13 protein-coding genes are annotated in these 18,050 nt (G+C 65.8%); 10 read left to right on the forward strand and 3 right to left on the reverse strand.

Going from position 1 to position 18,050, the window contains the following annotated elements:
* Window positions 1-120 precede the first annotated feature (120 nt).
* The 9 genes from E8M83_RS06295 to E8M83_RS06335 all read left to right on the forward strand — a co-directional run bounded on the left by E8M83_RS06295 (window position 121) and on the right by E8M83_RS06335 (window position 11,699).
* Entirely contained in the window at window positions 121-1,371 is a 1,251-nt protein-coding gene (locus E8M83_RS06295) for an ABC transporter substrate-binding protein (RefSeq protein WP_137172511.1), read from the forward strand.
* A gap of 4 nt (window positions 1,372-1,375) precedes the next feature.
* A complete protein-coding gene (locus E8M83_RS06300) occupies window positions 1,376-2,269 on the forward strand; it encodes a carbohydrate ABC transporter permease (protein WP_137172512.1) in 894 nt (297 codons plus the stop codon).
* 5 nt (window positions 2,270-2,274) lie between these two features.
* Complete coding sequence (locus E8M83_RS06305) at window positions 2,275-3,159, forward strand: carbohydrate ABC transporter permease (protein ID WP_137172815.1); 885 nt, start codon at window positions 2,275-2,277, stop codon at window positions 3,157-3,159.
* Window positions 3,160-3,166: 7 nt separating this feature from the next.
* Window positions 3,167-4,213 carry an ABC transporter ATP-binding protein gene (locus E8M83_RS06310; RefSeq protein ID WP_137172513.1) on the forward strand — a complete coding sequence of 349 codons (1,047 nt, stop codon included), beginning with the start codon at window positions 3,167-3,169 and terminating at the stop codon, window positions 4,211-4,213.
* 79 nt (window positions 4,214-4,292) lie between these two features.
* Window positions 4,293-5,354 (forward strand): LacI family DNA-binding transcriptional regulator, encoded by a 1,062-nt coding sequence (locus E8M83_RS06315; protein ID WP_137172514.1) that lies wholly within the window; start codon window positions 4,293-4,295, stop codon window positions 5,352-5,354.
* A gap of 129 nt (window positions 5,355-5,483) precedes the next feature.
* Window positions 5,484-6,848 (forward strand): GH1 family beta-glucosidase, encoded by a 1,365-nt coding sequence (locus E8M83_RS06320; RefSeq protein WP_137172515.1) that lies wholly within the window; start codon window positions 5,484-5,486, stop codon window positions 6,846-6,848.
* Between the two features lie 45 nt (window positions 6,849-6,893).
* On the forward strand, window positions 6,894-9,416 hold the full coding sequence (locus E8M83_RS06325; RefSeq protein ID WP_137172516.1) for a glycoside hydrolase family 3 protein: 2,523 nt from the start codon (window positions 6,894-6,896) through the stop codon (window positions 9,414-9,416).
* Complete coding sequence (locus tag E8M83_RS06330) at window positions 9,413-10,381, forward strand: glucokinase (protein WP_137172517.1); 969 nt, start codon at window positions 9,413-9,415, stop codon at window positions 10,379-10,381. Before E8M83_RS06325 ends, E8M83_RS06330 begins: the two co-directional genes overlap by 4 nt.
* 13 nt (window positions 10,382-10,394) lie before the next feature.
* On the forward strand, window positions 10,395-11,699 hold the full coding sequence (locus E8M83_RS06335; protein ID WP_137172518.1) for a sugar MFS transporter: 1,305 nt from the start codon (window positions 10,395-10,397) through the stop codon (window positions 11,697-11,699).
* Window positions 11,700-11,750: 51 nt separating this feature from the next.
* Here the strand turns inward: E8M83_RS06335 and E8M83_RS06340 are convergent, their stop codons facing one another.
* The 3 genes from E8M83_RS06340 to E8M83_RS06350 form a co-directional block, all read right to left on the reverse strand.
* Window positions 11,751-12,767, reverse strand: coding sequence for a cupin-like domain-containing protein (locus tag E8M83_RS06340; RefSeq protein WP_229491433.1), 1,017 nt, complete (start codon window positions 12,765-12,767; stop codon window positions 11,751-11,753).
* Entirely contained in the window at window positions 12,748-13,467 is a 720-nt protein-coding gene (locus tag E8M83_RS06345) for a SapC family protein (protein WP_137172519.1), read from the reverse strand. The genes E8M83_RS06340 and E8M83_RS06345 overlap by 20 nt, the downstream gene beginning before the upstream one ends.
* Window positions 13,468-13,594: 127 nt before the next feature.
* A complete protein-coding gene (locus E8M83_RS06350; protein ID WP_137172520.1) occupies window positions 13,595-16,630 on the reverse strand; it encodes a TonB-dependent receptor in 3,036 nt (1,011 codons plus the stop codon).
* A gap of 532 nt (window positions 16,631-17,162) precedes the next feature.
* Between E8M83_RS06350 and E8M83_RS06355 the strand changes: the two genes are divergently transcribed.
* A complete protein-coding gene (locus E8M83_RS06355) occupies window positions 17,163-18,032 on the forward strand; it encodes a polysaccharide deacetylase family protein (protein WP_137172521.1) in 870 nt (289 codons plus the stop codon).
* Window positions 18,033-18,050 lie beyond the last annotated feature (18 nt).

The following is an 18,050-nucleotide window of genomic DNA, read 5'->3' on the forward strand; positions in this document are numbered from 1 at the left end:
GCCAAAATGACATATTGCAAGTTTAATTTGACCCTGAATTAACGCAATGCTATAGTCGGATCAAAGCCGATGGTAACGTTTCCAACTTACCAAAACAATAACGGCACCAACGGAGACAAGATGGTCCTACCCCGCAAACTGGCTGCAGCCTGCGCATGGCTGTGCGCCGCTGCTTTCGCGCCAGGCGCCGCGCCGGCCCATGCCGCCGCGCCGAAGGCGGAAGTCATCCATTGGTGGACCTCCGGCGGCGAATCGAGCGCCGTCAAGCAGGTCGCCCAGGCCTACCGCGATGCCGGCGGCGTGTGGATCGACAGCGCCATCGCCGGCGGCGACCAGTCGCGCGCCGTCACCATCAACCGCATCATCGGCGGCAATCCGCCGACCGCCGCCCAGTTCAACACCTCCAAGCAGTTCACCGACGTCATCGAGCAGGACATGCTCAACAACGTCGACCTGGTCGCCAAGGCCCAGGACTGGGACCGCATCCTGCCCGAGCCGCTGATCGACGTGATCAAGCACGACGGCCACTATTACGCGGTGCCGCTCAACATCCATATGCAGACCTGGATCTGGTACTCGAAGGCCGCCTTCCAGAAGGCCGGCATCGACAAGGAGCCGGCCAGCATCGACGAACTGTTCGCCGCCCTCGACAAATTGAAAGCCGCCGGCCTGGTGCCGCTGGCCCACGGCGGCCAATCGTGGCAGGAAAACATCCTGTTCTCGGCCCTGCTGGCCAATATCGGCGGGCGCGAGCTGTATCTGAAAGTGATCCGCGACCGTGACCAGGCCACGATCCTGTCGCCGCAATTTCGCAATGTGCTGCTCACCTTCAAGCGCATGAAGTCCTATGTCGATGCGGGCTCGCCGGGCCGCAACTGGAACGACGCCACCGCGATGCTCATCGCTGGCCGCGCCGGCTTCCAGGTGATGGGCGACTGGGCCAAGGGCGAATTCACCAACGCCGGCCAGCTTCCCGGCCAGCACTACGGCTGCATCCCGGGCCTCAAGTCAGACACCCCCTACCTGATGCAGGGCGACGTCTTCGTGTTCCCGCGCACCGACAAGGCCGATGCCGTCAAGGCCCAGCAACTGCTGGCCAAGGTCGTGTCGCAGGCCGACCTGCAGGTTACGTTCAGCAAGCTGAAAGGCTCGATTCCCGTGCGCCAGGATGCCGATGCGGCCCAGCTCGACCTGTGCGCGCAAAAAGGCATCGAGATCATCAAGGACCGCACGCGCCAGGCCGGCGTCACCGAGGTCTACCTGACGCCCGACCAGAACGGGGCCATGCAGGACATCCTGACCGCCTACTGGAACATGGACATCAAGGTGGACAAGGTCCAGCGCAGCATCGCCAACGCCCTCAAGTACTGACGCCATGCTCGCCCAACGCCTCTACGTCCGCCTCACGCCCCACTTTGCCCTCCTGCCCATGGCGCTGGTGGTGCTGGGCGCCTATATCGGCGGCGCGCTGTGGACCCTGCGCACCTCGTTCACCGCCTCGCGCACCTTCCCGTCCGATAACTTCATCGGCGCCGCGCAGTATGTGCGCCTGTTCGACAACGAGCGCTGGCTGCTGTCGCTGCACAACCTCGCCATCTACGGCGTCGCCTTCATCGTCGCTTGCATGGTGATCGGCTTCCTGCTGGCCGTCTTCATCGACCAGAACGTCAAGGGCGAAGGCCTGCTGCGCACCGTGTTCCTGTACCCGTACGCGATGTCCTTCATCGCCACCGGCCTGGTATGGCAATGGCTGCTGGCGCCCGGCAGCGGCATCGAAGGCGCCGTGCGCCAGATGGGTTTCGAGAATTTTTCGTTCGACTGGATCGTGCACCAGGACCTGGTGATCTATACCGTCGTCATCGCCACCGTGTGGCAGGCCTCGGGCCTGGTGATGGCGCTGATGCTGGCCGGCCTGCGCGGCATCGATCCCGAAATCTATAAAGCCGCGCGCCTGGACGGCATTCCGGCCTGGCGGGTTTATTTGCAGATCGTGCTGCCGATGCTCGGTCCCTCGGTCGCCACCGTGTTCCTGCTGCTGTCCACCGCGGTCGTGAAACTGTTCGACGCCGTGGTCGCGATGACCCAGGGCGGCCCCGGCATCGCCAGCGAAGTGCCGGCCAAGTTCATCATGGACCACCTGTTCCTGCGCTCGAACATCGGCCTGGCCTCGGCCGGCGCGGTGACCTTGCTGGTGCCGGTGCTGGCCCTGCTCGCGCCGTATGCCTATGCGCGCAGCCGCCGCGCGCGCCTCGCCGGAGGCAAAGGATGAACCAGATGCGCGCCGTCGCCCCTCCCATGCCGATCGCAAACGCCCCCGCCGCCACCCGCCGCAAGCGCCTGTTCACGCCGGCGCGCATCGGCGTGTATGCCTTCCTGTTCAGCGCAGCCCTGTTCTTCCTGCTGCCGCTGTACGTCATGATCGTCACCTCGTTCAAGCCGATGGATGAAATCCGCATGGGCAATGTGTTCGCCCTGCCCGCCGCCGCCACGCTCGAGCCGTGGCGCACGGCCTGGGGCGAGGTCAGCCATGGCTTCTGGAATTCGGTGGCGATCGCCGTGCCCAGCACCGTGATCCCGATCCTGCTCGGCGCCGTCAACGGCTACGCCCTGTCGTTCTGGCGTCCGCGCGGCGCCAACCTGCTGTTCGGCGTGCTGCTGGCCGGCGCCTTCATCCCGGTGCAGGTAATGATCTATCCGCTGGTGTGGATGATGGCGCACGCCGGCGTGTTCGGTTCGCTGCCGGCCATCGTGGTGGTGCACGTCATCTTCGGCATGCCGCTCATGACCCTCCTGTTCCGCAATTACTATGCCTCGGTGCCGCACGAGCTGTTCCAGGCCGCGCGCATCGACGGCGGCGGCTTCTGGCGCATCTTCTTGCAAGTGATGCTGCCGATGTCGCTGCCGATCATCGTGGTGGCCGCGATCATGCAGGTCACCGGCGTCTGGAACGACTACATCCTGGGCCTGGTGTTTGCCGGTCGCGAGAACCTTCCGATGACGGTCCAGCTGAACAACGTGATCAACACCACCACCGGCACCCGCCTGTACAACGTCAATATGGCCGCGACCATCCTGACGGCCGCGGTGCCGCTGGCGATCTACTTCATCTCCGGACGCTGGTTCGTGCGCGGCATCGCCGCCGGCGCCGTGAAAGGATAAGCCGTCCATGTCCAACGTCCACCTGCGCAAACTGTGCATCACCCGCGGCAGCAACGAAATCATCCGCGATCTCGATTTGCAGATCGAGCCGGGCGAATTCCTGGTGCTGCTCGGCCCTTCGGGCTGCGGCAAGTCGACCCTGTTGCACAGCATCGCCGGCCTGATCGACCTGTCCGGCGGCGCGATCGAGATCGGCGGCCGTGACATGAGCCATGCCGACCCGAGCGAGCGCGGAATCGGCATGGTGTTCCAGTCGTATGCGCTGTATCCGACCATGACGGTCGAGAAGAACATGTCGTTCGGCCTCAAAATTGCCGGCACGCCGAAGGCGGAAGTAGCACGCCGCGTGCGCAAGACGGCCGAGATGCTGCAGCTCGACGCCCTGCTCGAGCGCAAGCCGTCCCAGCTCTCGGGCGGCCAGCGCCAGCGGGTCGCCATCGGCCGCGCGCTGGTGCGCGAAGCCGGCGTCTACCTGTTCGACGAGCCGCTGTCGAACCTCGACGCCAAGCTGCGCGCCGAACTGCGCCGCGAACTGAAGATGCTGCACCAGACGCTCGGATCGACCATGGTCTATGTCACCCACGACCAGGCCGAGGCGATGACGCTCGCGACCCGCATCGTGGTGATGCAGGCGGGGCGCATCCAGCAGATCGGCACCCCGGCCGAGGTCTACGACCTGCCTGCCAACCGCTTCGTGGCCGGCTTCCTCGGCTCGCCCTCGATGAATTTTGTCGAGGGCAGCATCGATGCGCAGGGATGCTTTTCTGCCGGCGCGATCACGCTGTCCCTCGCGGGCGGCAAGGCTGCCGCCGCGGTGACCCTGGCCGCGCGCCCGGAACACATCCACGTCGATGACAATGGCCCCTTGCACGCGACGGTGACCCTGGTAGAACCGATGGGGAATCACCAGGTGGTGTGGCTCGACTGCAGCGGCCAGGCGCTATCTTGCATCGTGCACGACGCGCGGCCGCTGGCGTCCGGCCAGGCGGTGCGCTTCGCGATCGACGCCGCCCGTGTTTCGCTGTTCGACCCTAAAAACGGGCAGCGGCTGTGAGCAAGAGGTGCCATCGGCACGCGGATGCAGTATGCTTGGCGGTTGGTTTGATTAACGACTTTATCGGATAGGGACTGCGGTGGCGACAATCAAGGACGTAGCGCGGCTGGCTGGAGTAGGTCTCGGCACCGCCTCGCGCGTGGTCAGCGGCAAGGGCTCGGTATCGCCGGCCACGCTCGAACGCGTGCGCAAGGCGATCGACGAGCTGGGCTTCCGGCCCTCGCACGCGGCGCGCGCCCTGCTGTCCGGCACCAGCCGCATGGTCGGCGTCTACATCCCCGTGTTGTCCGGCACCTTCTATACGCCGATCCTGCAGATCATCGACACCGAGCTGCGCGCGGCCGGCCTGCACATGGTGGTCGCCTTCGGCGTCGGCCTGGGCGACGCCCGCAACCAGGCGATCGAGGGCATCGAGTTCCTGATCGAACGCGGCTGCGACGGCCTGATCATGATGACCAGCGCCCTGCTCGACGAAGACATCGCGGCCCTGGGCGGCAAGCGGCGCCTGATCGTCGCGCTCAACCACGCCTTCAGCGACATCCCCGAACAATGCTTCACGGTCGACCACGCGCAGGGCGGGCGCCTGGCGGCGCGCACCCTGCTCGACCACGGCCACCGCGACATCGCGGTGGTCGCCGGCCCGAATGCGCTGGTCGACAACGTGGCACGTATCGATGGCTTCATGCACGAACTGAAGGATGCCGGCGTCGACACCGACAAGGTATGGCTGGTCGAGAGCGACTTCTCGCCGCAGGGCGGCTGGCATGCGGCCAAGGCCCTGGTCGAATCGAAGACGCCGTGCACCGCCCTGTTCTGCGCCAACGACGAGATGGCGGTCGGCGCCCTGTCCTATTTCCAGGAAGCCGGCATCAGCGTGCCGCGCGACCTGTCGGTGATCGGCTACGACGACACGCCGAGCGCCGAGTTCTCGGCGCCGCGCCTGACCTCGGTGCACATGCCGTGGCGCGAGATGACGCAGAACGGCATCAACGCCCTGCTCAATCGCTGCTACGACCTGAAGCGCCCGGTGGCGCGCCAGTTCCCGGTCGGCGTGACCCTGCGCGCCTCGCTGGCCAGGATCGGCGGCGACAAGCCCGCAAGGCCGAAGCGCAGCACCAAGGCTGGCGGTAACAAGAAATGAGGCAGCATGCGGCGCTCCCGCGGGCCGCACGCGGCCATTTTTTTGGCATCAGACTGGAAAGCTTTCCAATGTGTTGGTAAGCTTGCCCCATATTTAACTTAGAACACCTGGATAAACTGAAGCGAGACCATGACCACTGCCAACCGACCCGAGCCTCACGCGCCGCAGCGCAGCGATTTCGCCCGCGATTTCCTGTGGGGCTGCGCCACCTCGTCCTACCAGATCGAAGGCGCCGGCCGTGAAGACGGCCGCGTGGAATCGATCTGGGACCGCTTCGCCGCCACGCCCGGCACGATCCGCGACGGTTCGGATGGGATGAATGCCTGCGACCATTACCACCGCTGGCCGGAAGACTTCGACATCGCGCGCGGCATGGGCCTGAACGCCTACCGCTTCTCGTTCGCCTGGCCGCGCATCTACACCGGCGCCAAGGGCCAGCCGAACCAGAAGGGGCTGGACTTCTACTCGCGCCTGGTCGACGGCATGCTCGAGCGCGGGCTGCAGCCATGGGCCACGCTGTACCACTGGGACTTGCCGCAGGCGCTGCAGGACGAAGGCGGCTGGGAAAACCGCGCCACCATCGACGCCTTCCTCGATTATGCCGACGTCATGACGCGCACCCTGGGCGACCGGGTCAAGCACTGGATCACCCACAACGAGCCATGGTGCACCTCGATCATCGGCAACTTCGAAGGCTGGCATGCGCCGGGCAAGACCGACCTGAAAGCCGCGCTGCAGGTCGCACACAATGTGCTGGTCTCGCACGGCAAGGCAGTGCCGCTCATTCGCGCCAACGTGCCGGATGCGAAAGTAGGCCTGGCGGTCAGCCTGCACCCGCTGCGCGCCGCCAGCGATAGCTTGGAAGACAAGGCCGCGATGGAGCGCCACGACGGCCTGCGCTACCGCTGGTTCCTCGACCCGCTGTTCGGCCGCGGCTATCCGGCCGCCACGCGCGAACTGTTCGGCGCCGCGGCGCCCGACGTCGAACCTGGCGACATGGAAGCGATCGCGGTCAAGACCGACTTCATGGGCGTGAACTACTACTTCCCCGAGGTGATCAAGCACGAAGCCGGCCACGCGCCGCTCGACGCGAAAGTGCTGCCGACCACCAGCGGCGAGATCACCGCGATGGGCTGGCCGGTGTCGCCGGAAGGCTTCACCGAGCTCCTCACCCGCATCGAGAACGACTACCACCCGGGCCCGATGTACGTCACCGAGAACGGCTCGGCCTTCGAGGACGTGGTGGGCCCGGACGGCGAGATCGACGACGAACAGCGCCGCAACTATCTCGAACGCCACCTGGCGGCCATGAAGGAGGCGATCGCCCAGGGCGCCCCGATCAAGGGTTATTTCGCCTGGAGCCTGCTCGACAACTTCGAGTGGGCCGAAGGCTACCAGCGCCGCTTCGGCCTGGTGCACATCGACTACGCCACACAGCAGCGCCGCCTGAAGAACAGCGGGAAATGGTACGGTTCCTTCCTGCGCCAGGAATGAGCCCTTACTTCAACGACTTCAACGAACAATAAAGCGAGACAACCCATGATCATCAAGCTTCGTCCTTCCACGCTGGCCCTTTCCATCGCCCTGGCCATGCCAGCGCTCTGCGGCGCCGCCGCGCCGGTCGACACCAAACTGGCCGACTGGCCGCGCGTGACCAGCGCCATCAAGAAGGACGAAGCGATCGAGAAGCGGGTCAGGGAAATCGTGAGCAAGATGACGCTGGCCCAGAAGGTCGGCCAGATGACCCAGCCCGAGATCAAGACCACCAAACCCGAGGATGTGACGAAGTACTACCTCGGCTCGGTGCTCAATGGCGGCGGCAGCTGGCCGAACAATAACAAGGCGGCCGATGCGAAAGAATGGCTGGCGCTAGCCCAGGCCTACCACGAGGCCTCGATGAAGACCGACATGGCGATCAAGGTACCGGTGGTGTGGGGCACGGACGCGGTCCATGGCCACAACAACGTGCCGGGCGCCACGCTGTTCCCGCACAATATCGGCCTGGGCGCGGCGCGCAATCCGCAGCTGATGCGCGAGATCGGCGCCGCCACCGCCAGGGCAGTGCGCGCGACCGGCATCGCCTGGGTGTTCGGCCCGACCCTGGCCGTGGTGCGCGACGACCGCTGGGGCCGCACCTACGAAAGCTATGCCGAGCATCCGGAAGTCGTGCGCAGCTACGCCGGCGAATACGTCAAGGGCATGCAGGGCGTGTTCAAGGACGACGCCAACACCATCGCCACCGCCAAGCATTTCATCGGCGACGGTGGCACCAGGAACGGCAAGGACCGCGGCGTGACCGAGGCCTCGCAAGCAGACCTGATCAATATCCACGGCGCCGGCTACTTCCCGGCCCTGGAGGCGGGCGCCCAGACCGTGATGTCCTCGTTTAACAGCTGGACCGATACCGCGAGCGGTACCGAACATGGCAAGCTCCATGGCAGCAAGTACGCGCTGACCGACATCCTCAAGGTCAAGATGGGCTTCGACGGCTTCGTCGTCACCGACTGGAACGGCATCGGCGAAGTGAAAGGCTGCCGCAACGACAGCTGCGCCCAGGCGATCAACGCCGGCAACGACATGATCATGGTGCCGGACGACTGGAAGGCCTTCATCGCCAACACCATCAAGCAGGTCGAAGCAGGCGAGATCCCGATGTCGCGCATCGACGATGCCGTCAGCCGCATCATCCGCGTCAAGCTGCGCGCCGGCCTGTTCGACAAGAGCCCGGTGCAGAACGCCCATGCCGGCAAGGACGACGCCATGCAGGCGCGCGCCCTGGCGCGCCAGGCGGTGCGCGAATCGCTGGTGCTGCTCAAGAACGAGGGCCCGGCCCTGCCCCTGAAACGCGGCCAGAAGATCCTGGTGGTCGGCAAGAGCGCCGACGAGCTGTCGAACCAGAGCGGCGGCTGGTCGATCACCTGGCAGGGCACCGCCACCACCAATGCCGATTTCAAGAATGCCGACACCATCCTGGCTGGCATCCGCGAGGCAGCAGGCAAGGACAATGTGACCTTCAGCCTGGACGCGAAAGGCGTCGACGTGGCGAAGTTCGACGTCGTGGTGGCCGTGATCGGCGAGCGTCCGTATGCCGAAGGCGACGGCGACATCCACCCATCGGGCACGCTGCGCCACAGCAGCCGCTATCCGGAAGACCTGGCCGTGCTCAAGGCCGTCGGCGGCAAGGGTAAACCCGTGGTCACCGTGATGGTCACCGGCCGTCCGGTGTATGCCAACGACCTGCTCAACCTGTCGGACACCTTCATCTCGGCCTGGCTGCCGGGTTCCGAGGGCAAGGGCGTGTCGGACCTGCTGGTCGAAGGCCAGCAACGCCATGACTTCCGCGGCGTGCTGCCGTTCTCGTGGCCGAAGTCGGCCTGCCAGGTCAAGCTGAACGTGGGCGACAAGGATTATGCGCCGCTGTTCGCCTATGGCTACGGCTTGAAGGCGGGCACGCGCTCCAAGCTGGGCAAGCTCGATGAAACCATCCCGCAAGGCGGCTGCAGCGCCGGCAATACCTTCCCGGTGTTCAGCCAGGCCGACCGCACCAGCTATCCGCTGGCGATCCGCAGCGGCCAGCAAACCACCGTGCTCGGCGCCGACCTGAACGCCAGTTTCAAGCTGCCGGGCATCACCGTCACCACCGCCCAGGTCAACACCCAGCAGGATGCCAAGCGTGGCGACTGGACCGGCCCGGCGACCCTGGAAGCACGCGGCGCGCGCGCCATCGTGCTGCCGGCGGCGGCGGTCAAGGATGGCGCGCTGCGCTTCGACACCATCGTCGCCAAGGCCCCGGCCGGCAAGGTGACGCTGTCGATGCGCCAGGGCGCCACCAGCGTCGACCTCGATGCGACCGCCCTGTTCAAGCGCCTGGCCGTCGGCGCCAAGAACACCGTGGCGATTCCGCTGTCGTGCTTCACTGCCAAGGGCGTCGACCTGGCCAAGGTCGACACGCCGTTCGCCGTCACCAGCGATGCGGCCTTCGCGGCGGCCTTTGCCAATATCGAGATCGCCGGCGGCGCGGCGAAGGAAGCCGGCTCCGTGCAGTGCGGAGAACTGAAGTGACACGGGAGCTGCGGCTGCTGGCGGACGTCGGCGGCACCAACGCGCGCTTCGCCCTCCAGTCGGATTCCCGCGCGGGATTCGACGACATCGAGGTGCTGGCGGCCAGCGCCTACCCTACCCTGGGCGAGGCGATGCGCGCCTATCTGGCGAACGCCCGCGGGCGTGGGCTGGCGGTCGACACCGTCCGCCATGCGGCGATCGCGATCGCCAATCCGGTCGAGGGCGATGAGATCAGGATGACCAACCACCATTGGCAGTTCTCGATCGAGGCCTTGCGCCGTGAACTGGGCTTGACCACCCTCTTGATGGTGAACGACTTCGCCGCGCTGGCGATGTCGCTGCCGCACCTGGCCGCCAGCCAGCGCCAGCAGGTCGGCGGCGGCGTCGCTCTGCCGAACCGGACGATCGGCCTGATCGGCCCCGGCACCGGCCTCGGTGTCTCGGGCGTGGTGCCGGCCGGTGAGCGCTGGATTCCATTGTCGGGCGAGGGAGGCCACGTCAGCTTCGCACCAGTGACCCGCGACGAAGTGGCGATCCTGGAAGCGCTGTGGGGAGAATACGGCCATGTCTCGGCCGAGCGCCTGCTGTCGGGCATGGGCCTGGAACTGATCCACTGGGCCCGTAGCGGCAAGCGCCTCAAGGCCGCCGACATCAGCAGCGCGGCGCTCGATGGTTCATCGAGCGATTGCCGCGGCTCGGTCGAGGTGTTCTGCGCCATCCTGGGCAGCGTGGCCGGCAACGTCGCGCTGACCCTGGGCGCGACCGGCGGCATGTATATCGGCGGCGGCATCGTGCCGCGCCTCGGACCCCTGTTCGAACAGTCGGCCTTCCGCGCGCGCTTCGAGGACAAGGGCCGTTTGGGCGCCTACCTGGCGCGCATTCCGACCTGGTTGATCACCGAACAATATCCCGCATTGCGTGGGGTTTCGGCTATGCTGTCGGATCGCGTCGCAACTCTGCAATAACAACGGAGACTTCATGCAGAACCCATCCCAGAACCCGACCGTGGCCAGCGCTGCCGTGGAAGGGGAACACAACCAGCACACCGGTGCGCTGGTCATCGTCACCATCCTGTTCTTCATGTGGGGCCTGATCACGTCGCTCAACGACGTCCTGATCCCGCACCTGAAGTCGATCTACACGCTCACCTATATGCAGGCGATGCTGGTGCAGTTCTGCTTCTTCGGCGCCTATTTCATCGTCTCGCTGCCGGCCGGCGCGCTGATTCGCCGCCTGGGCTACCAGAACGGCGCCGTCACGGGCCTGTTGATCGCGGCCGCCGGCTGCGCCCTGTTCTACCCGGCCTCGAACGGCGGCTACGGCATGTTCCTGTTCGCCCTGTTCGTGCTGGCCAGCGGCATCACCATCCTGCAGGTGGCGGCCAATCCCTACGTCACCGCGCTGGGCCCGGCGCGCACCGCTGCCAGCCGCCTGACCCTGACCCAGGCCTTCAACTCGCTCGGCACCACGGTGGCGCCGGCGCTGGGCGGCATATTGATCCTGTCGACCGTGGTCCTCTCGGCCGACCAGCTGGCGCTGCTGCCGGCGGCCGAGCAGGCCGCGCACAAGGCCGCCGAAGCCGCCGCCGTGCAGGGCCCCTACCTGGGCCTGGCCGCCGCGCTGGCGCTGCTGGCGGTGCTGTTCGCGATGGCGCGCCTGCCGAAGATCGCCTTCGAAGACACCACCGCGGCGGTCGACGCCAAGGGCGGCGCGATGTCGTACCGCCACCTGGTGCTGGGCGCGCTGGGCATCTTCCTGTACGTCGGCGCCGAGGTGAGCATCGGCAGCTTCCTGATCAACTTCATCGGCGAGCCGCATATCGCCGGCCTGTCGCACGCCGACGCCGCGCGCTACGTCAGCATGTACTGGGGCGGCGCCCTGGTCGGCCGCTTCATCGGCTTTGCCGTGATGCGTTACGTGAGCCCGGGTAAATCGCTGGCCGTGACCGCGCTCGGCTCGATCACGCTGGTGCTGGTCGCGACCTTCACCGAAGGCAGCCTGGCGATGTGGGCGATCGTGGCCGTGGGCCTGTGCAACTCGATCATGTTCCCGACCATCTTCAGCATGGCGCTGCACGGCCTGGGCAAGTTCACCGGCCAGGGTTCGGGCATCCTGTGCATGGCCATCGTCGGCGGCGCCGTGGTGCCGTTCGTGCAGGGCATCCTGGCCGACACCATTGGCCTGCAGATCTCGTTCCTGGTGCCGGCGGCCTGCTACCTGTTCATCATGTACTACGGCGTGAAGTACGCCAACCTGCACAAAGAGAAGGTCGCGGCCGAGTAATCGACGTCGCCGCCAAAAAAAAAGCCCGCAGCATGCTGCGGGCTTTTTTCATTATCGGTTCAGGCGCTTTAGCAGCTGCGCCCGCACCATGCGCGAGACGTTGTCGTCGAACGGCGCCAGCAGGCCGCGCGCGGCGGGCGGGATATGCGCCGCGGTGCTGTCGTCTGCCTCGAACACATAGTGGCGGAACAGCTCGGCCCAGGCCGCGCGCTGGGCGGGCGGCAGGTCGCGCACCGTCATCAGGGCGTGCATCAGGGCGTTGTTGGGCGTGTCCATCCAGTCGGGCGACTGGCGCCACCAGTAATTGACCAGCACATTCAAGCCGTCCAGCGCCTCGACGTGGTGCCACCACATGCTCGGTATGAAGATCGCGTCGCCGGGCGCCATCTCGGCCACCTGGGCGTGTTCGAGCGCCTCGGCAAAGCGTGGAAAACGCGCGAGATCGGGATTGGCGACATCCACCAGGCTGATGGGCTGGCCGGCCGGCGTCAGGTCGAGCGGGCCGATATACAGGTTGTGCTGCTGGCCGGGCGAGAACAGCGTAAAGCGGCGGCGGCCGGCGGCGATGCAGGCCAGGTTGTCCGGCAAGTCGTAATGGGCCGCAATGCGGGTGCGGTTGCCGATCCAGATGCTGGCCAGCGGGTCGCGCGGGCCCAGGTCGACGTCGTTCTCGGCGCGAAAGCCCGGCAGCGCGCCGTCGATCGTGGTCGAGCCGACATAGATGGCCGGCGGGTTTGGCGTGGCCAGGTGCTGTTCCAGCTCACCCAGCACGGCGTCGAGCCGCACCCGCATGGGCTGGAAATTGAAGCCGTCCATCGCCTCGTTATAAAAGAAGCGGCCGCCGATATCGGGCGCGCCGAGCATGGCGTTGACGGTGGCGTCGACGTACCAGCGGCGCAAGTAGGCGATGGCGGCCTGCGGCGACGTGCGGGCGGCGGCCACCATCGGCCAGTCGGCCACCAGGCCGCGCAGCAGCAGCGGCTCGGTGGAAGCGAGGATGTCGGGGCCGAGGTCGGCGGGACGCAGCCCGGCGACCTCGCGCATGGCCTTAGCGGCCGGCGGCTTCACGGCTGTTCCTGCGGTTCTTGCGGTCGATCAGGTCGCGCAAGTGCGACAGCGAGGCCAGCGCGAAATACATCGGCGCAAGGTAGCCGGCCGCATGCAGTTCGGCGATGGCGCGACCATCGAGCGCGCCCAGGCGTTCTTCATGGATGGTGAAGAAGCCGCCCACGCGGGCTTTCTCGCCGTTGTCGAACTCGATGTCGAGCACGAAGGAATCGAGCAGCTCGTGGCGCTTGAGGGCCTCGAGAAAGCCCGCGTTGGCCTGCACGCCGTTGTGGATGTTCGACAGCGTCTGGCTCATCTTGTCGAGCAATTCGGTATTGCCGCCATGCGGCTTGAACACAGGTTCGCCCTCGGTCGTGCTGATGCGCGGGTGATCCAGGTCGACCTGAATCATCAGTTCGTCGCCGTTGCGGCCGATGTAGAACGGCAGGCGCTCGTGCAGCCACGGCACCAGCGGCGCGTCCCAGCGGCCATCTTCGAGGAACAGGTTCTCGTCTTGCTGGAAGCCGAGCAGCGCGATCGCCTCGTAATTGGCGCCGTCGTCCAGCTGGCGGAAGATGATCGGATAATGGGCCTGCAGCGAGCGGAATTCGTCGGCGAAGGTAGGCACCCAGGCGACTTCGCTGCCCAGGCCAGGGCGGTGGCCGGGGATGATGCGCAGGTCCTTGTGCTCGATATTGTTCAGCAGGGCGATGTTGGGCATGGATGTCTCGTTGTCTTTGTAATGGGTGTCAGTGAAACGACAACGGCGGGCCGGCTGTTGCCGACCCGCCGTCAATACCGTCATCCGGGAAGTCTACTCCCGAACGGCGGCACAGGCAAAGCCCCGATCAGAACTTGTAACGTGCGGCCACCATATAGCGTGGGCCCGACTGCGTCGCGAACAGCACCTGGTTCTTGGTGCGGCCGTGGGTACGCTGGATTTCGTCGGTCAGGTTGATGCCCTCGAACGACAGGCTCAGGTTCTGGTTGACGTTGTAGCCCACGCTCAGGTCCAGCTGGCCGTATTTTTCGACGTAGTTCGGGTTCGGGCCCTGGCCGTCGAAGGTCGACGACAGGAACTCGTCACGCCAGTTGTAGGCCGCGCGCACATTCCACTTGTCGTTCTCGAAGATGCCCACCAGGTTGGCCGAGTCGCCCAGGCCGACCAGCGCGAACTGCTCGCCGAAGCTGTTGTTGTCGTACTTCAGGCCCGAATTGACGTAGGTGTAGTTGGCCTGGATGCCGAAGCCGCTGTTGCCGAACATGTGCTGGACATTGAATTCCAGGCCGCGGATACGCGCCTTCTTCTGGTTCGAGTACGAGGTGATGCGGAAGTCCGCGATCGGATCGCTGCCGATTGCCGTGATGGTGCCGGTGGCGTCGCCGGTCGCGTTGTCAGGTCCGCGCACCACGCCTTCCTGGCCGTTGAAGTTGCGGAAGATGTAGTTGCGGATGCAGGTGGTGTCGGCCACCACGCAGCCGTTGGCCAGCGCCGCGTTCCAGTAGGCGCCGCCCACCGGGGTGCGCACGCCGAACGGCTGGGCGATGATCTGCGACTGGCCGGCGTAGTTGTCCAGATGCTTGCGGAAGTGGTTGATCGAGACGAAGCTCTGGCGGCCGTAGTACCACTCGAGCGCCAGGTCGATGTTCTTCGACTTGACCGGCTCCAGCGCCGGGTTGCCCTGCGAGCCGGTGCCGCCTTCGACGCGCGCCAGCGTGTCGAGCACCTGGCCGCCGGCGATCTGGTCGTAGCGTGGACGGCCGATGGTCTCGCCATAGCTGAAGCGGCCCTTGAAGTCGGGACGGAAGGCGATGTCGGCATCGAAGCTCGGCAGCACGTGGTTGTAGCTGCCGTCCAGCGTGGTGAAGCCCGAGTCGCCGAACACCACCGGCAGCTCGTTCTGCGAGACCCAGCTGATCGCGGTCGGCACCTGCACCAGCGCGCTCGACCTGACGTCGGTCTTTTCATAGCGCACGCCGAGCGCGGTGTTGATCGGCCAGCGGGTATCCCACTCGGTGTTGAACTGCAGGTACAGGCTCTTCGACTTTTCTTCGGTGCGGCGGTCGGTGTCGTAGGTGGTCTTCGGCAGGTACAGGTGCGGCAGGCCCGAGGCCTGGGCCACGATGTCGCGGATCTGGCCGAAGTTGAAGGTGTGGAAGCGGTTGAACAGGTTCGGGTTGCCGCTGCCGTCGATCTGATCGAAGTACTTCGAGAGGCTGTCCGGGGTGAACAGGCTGGCCGGGTAATTGAAGTCCGGGGTCGCGCCGCCCCAGGTGTCGCGCTGCTGGACCGAGAAGGCCGAGCGGTATTTCACCTTGGTGGCGCCGACGCCGAACTTGAATTCGGACGCTTCCAGCACCTTCCAGCTGCCGTGGGTCTGCACCTGGTCGACTTCGGTCTTCATGTAGCCGTTCTCGAACACCGAACCGGTGACCTGCTGCGGCGAGCGCAAGAAGTCCGCGCCTTCGATGGACAGGACCGGGAAGTCCTGCGAGAAGTCGGCGGTGGTGTTGCCGCGGCTGAAGCTGGCGGTGCCGATCACGTTGCTCGAACCCCATGGGCTGTCCGGGGTCGATTCGGCCGACGAGCTGTGGGCGTCGAGCTCGAGGCGCAGGGCCGAGTTCACGCGCCATGCGGCGTTGAAGCCCAGCGACTTGTTCTCGCTCTTGGTGGCGAAGTCCGAGGCGCCCATGGCGATGTCGTTGGCGCCGAGCGGGATGATCTCGGTGTAGGTCAGCGGCGATGCGAACGGGCCATCGGTCCAGCTGCTCGACGACGGGCCGAAGTTGAACCATGCCGACATGTCGTTGCGGCGGGTGTGGATCCGGTTTTCCGAGTAGGTGTAGTCGAGGGTGGTGGTCAGGTCCTTGGTCGGGGCGAACTGGAACACCACCTGGCCGTTGGTGCGCTCGCGCTGCACGCCGGAGAGGTTGTAGTTCAGGTTTTGCGGCACCTGGTACAGGTCGTTCGGACCCGGACGGTTGATGATGCCGGGGGTCGCGCCGGACGCATCCGGTTGCGGGATCGTGCCCCACTGGGTGTCGCTACCGCGGAACGGGCCTTTCCAGCCGTTCGGCACCGAGGCGCGGTTGTAGCCCAGGTTGCGTTCCTGGTAGCTGGCCGAGATGCCGATGCCGAAGCGGCCGTCGGCCGAGGTGTTCGAGTAGATGCCCGAGACTTCAGGGGTGACCTTGTCGCCGCTCTGCAGTCCGTCCGGCAGGTTGGTGGCCGAGGTGTCATGCACGCCCTTGATGCCGATGCTGGCTTGCATGCCGGGACGCGACAGCGGACGCGCGGTGATCACGTTGATGGTTGCGCCGACGCCGCCGGTCGGGGTCTCGGCGCGGCTCGATTTGTAGACCTGCAGCTGCGAGATCGCTTCCGAGGCGATGTTGGCGAAGTCGAAGGCGCGGCCGTTGCGGTCGCCCAGGTTCGAGACTGGCATCTGGCGGCCGTTGAGCAGCACCAGGTTGAAGTCGGGGCCCACGCCGCGCACGGTGATCTTCGAGCCTTCGCCGATTTCGCGGTCGATCGACACGCCCGAGATACGCTGCAGCGATTCGGCCAGGTTGGTGTCGGGGAATTTGCCGATGTCTTCGGCGACGATGCCGTCGACAAAACCCTGCGCATTGCGCTTGAGGTTCATCGACGATTCGAGACTGGCGCGAATGCCGGTCACGACCACGGTCTGGGCAGCCGGCTGTGCCGGGCCGGTGATCGAGCCGGTCGGGTTGCTGGCGGCGTCGGTTGCCTGGGTGGGTGCGCTGGTCGCGGTGTCGGCCGGCGGGGTCGCCTGTTCCTGCGCGAATGCCGGAATGAATGCCGAGCAGGCGCTGGCAACTGCCAGGCTGATCAAGGTCTGTTTAGCCTTTGGGTAGTACATGTCTTCTCCTGTCTTTTTATAAATATGACCGTCGCCTAGCCACGGTGTCTCCGCCAACCGGACGCGTCGTCGCCTGCGCCGCACTTCCGTTGCTACTCGTTGCTACTCACCCTTGCCCTGTCACCTCCCGACTGGGCATGTGCGCGGCGCCGCGCCAAGCGACGCAGCGAAGCCGGCCGGTTGTGCCGGCGGCCTCGCTGCATGGATTGCCTGGTGCGCGTCGCGCTGGTTCATTTGTCCTCGGCTCCTGGGATCACAGTGCCATGCGGGGATCGAAGCTGACTCGTTCGAAACATGGAAACGTTTCCATGTATTTGTCTGAATATTAGGGTTAGGAAAAAAAATTGTCAACGGAATATCCATCGTGCCCTCCGGGTATGTGACGTAGTTTTGCAACACTTTGGTGCAACACCAGAGCGAGGTATGGTGATCAGCTTGTCAGGCCTGCTGTCGTTTCCCTCGTTGACACTGGTTTTTTGGCAGTGCTATAGTCGGCTTGTCGCAATGGTAACGTTTCCAAATTGGAGCATCGATGCACCATTTTCTTGCCCGCCTCGCGAGTCGCGTCACCCTTCGCGCCGGCATGCTCGCGGCCAGCGCTGCCTTCGTCATGACGGGGCCCGCGCAGGCGGCGGCGCAGCTCGCCGATACCGCCTTCGCCTGGCCCGGCGGCGCGCGCGCGGCGGTCAGCCTGGCCTATGACGACGCGCTCGATTCGCAGCTCGACAACGCCATTCCCGCCCTCGACCGCCATGGCATCAAGGGCACCTTCTACCTGCAGCTGTCCAGCCCTCCGGTGGCGGCGCGCATGCAGGACTGGCGCGCGGCGGCCGCGAATGGCCACGAGCTGGGCAACCACAGCCTGTTCCACCAATGCTCCGGCGCGGGCCCTGGCCGCGACTGGGTCGAACCGCACCGCGATCTCGACACCACCACGCGCGAGCAGATGCGCGACCAGGTCCTGCTCGGCAATACGATGCTGGCCGCGATCGACGGCCGCCACGAGCGCACCTATACCGCGCCCTGCTTCGACGTGAAGGCCGTTGGCGGCGACTACCTGCCGCCGCTGCACGCCCACTTCGTGGCAATCAAGGCCGGCAATGGACCGGCCATACCGGCGTCGATGGCGGCGGTCGATCCGTTCCGGGTGACCTCGCACGCGCCGGTGGGCGCCAGCGGCGCGGAGCTGATCGCGCAGGTCAAGCAGGCGGGCGAACGCGGCACCATGATTGCCTTCACCTTCCACGGCATCGGCGGCGACCACCTGAGCGTGTCGTCACAGGCGCACGAAGAGCTGCTGCGCTTCCTCGCCGCGCATCGCGAGCAATACTGGACCGATACCTTCCTCAACATCATGAAGCACGTCAGGCAGCAGCCGGCAGGCAAGCCCGCGGCGCGATGACGGCTCGATAGCAGTCAA

Source organism: Massilia sp. HP4 (assembly GCF_005222695.1).
Taxonomy (GTDB): domain Bacteria; phylum Pseudomonadota; class Gammaproteobacteria; order Burkholderiales; family Burkholderiaceae_D; genus Telluria.

What these genes read in the sequence shown, in the direction of transcription:
- E8M83_RS06295 (WP_137172511.1), top strand. Translation starts at nt 121, where the DNA reads ATGGTCCTACCCCGCAAACTGGCTGCAGCCTGCGCATGGCTGTGCGCC.
- E8M83_RS06300 (WP_137172512.1), top strand. Translation starts at nt 1,376, where the DNA reads ATGCTCGCCCAACGCCTCTACGTCCGCCTCACGCCCCACTTTGCCCTC.
- E8M83_RS06305 (WP_137172815.1), top strand. Translation starts at nt 2,275, where the DNA reads ATGCGCGCCGTCGCCCCTCCCATGCCGATCGCAAACGCCCCCGCCGCC.
- E8M83_RS06310 (WP_137172513.1), top strand. Translation starts at nt 3,167, where the DNA reads ATGTCCAACGTCCACCTGCGCAAACTGTGCATCACCCGCGGCAGCAAC.
- E8M83_RS06320 (WP_137172515.1), top strand. Translation starts at nt 5,484, where the DNA reads ATGACCACTGCCAACCGACCCGAGCCTCACGCGCCGCAGCGCAGCGAT.
- E8M83_RS06325 (WP_137172516.1), top strand. Translation starts at nt 6,894, where the DNA reads ATGATCATCAAGCTTCGTCCTTCCACGCTGGCCCTTTCCATCGCCCTG.
- E8M83_RS06335 (WP_137172518.1), top strand. Translation starts at nt 10,395, where the DNA reads ATGCAGAACCCATCCCAGAACCCGACCGTGGCCAGCGCTGCCGTGGAA.
- E8M83_RS06345 (WP_137172519.1), bottom strand. Translation starts at nt 13,467, where the DNA reads ATGCCCAACATCGCCCTGCTGAACAATATCGAGCACAAGGACCTGCGC.
- E8M83_RS06350 (WP_137172520.1), bottom strand. Translation starts at nt 16,630, where the DNA reads ATGTACTACCCAAAGGCTAAACAGACCTTGATCAGCCTGGCAGTTGCC.
- E8M83_RS06355 (WP_137172521.1), top strand. Translation starts at nt 17,163, where the DNA reads ATGCACCATTTTCTTGCCCGCCTCGCGAGTCGCGTCACCCTTCGCGCC.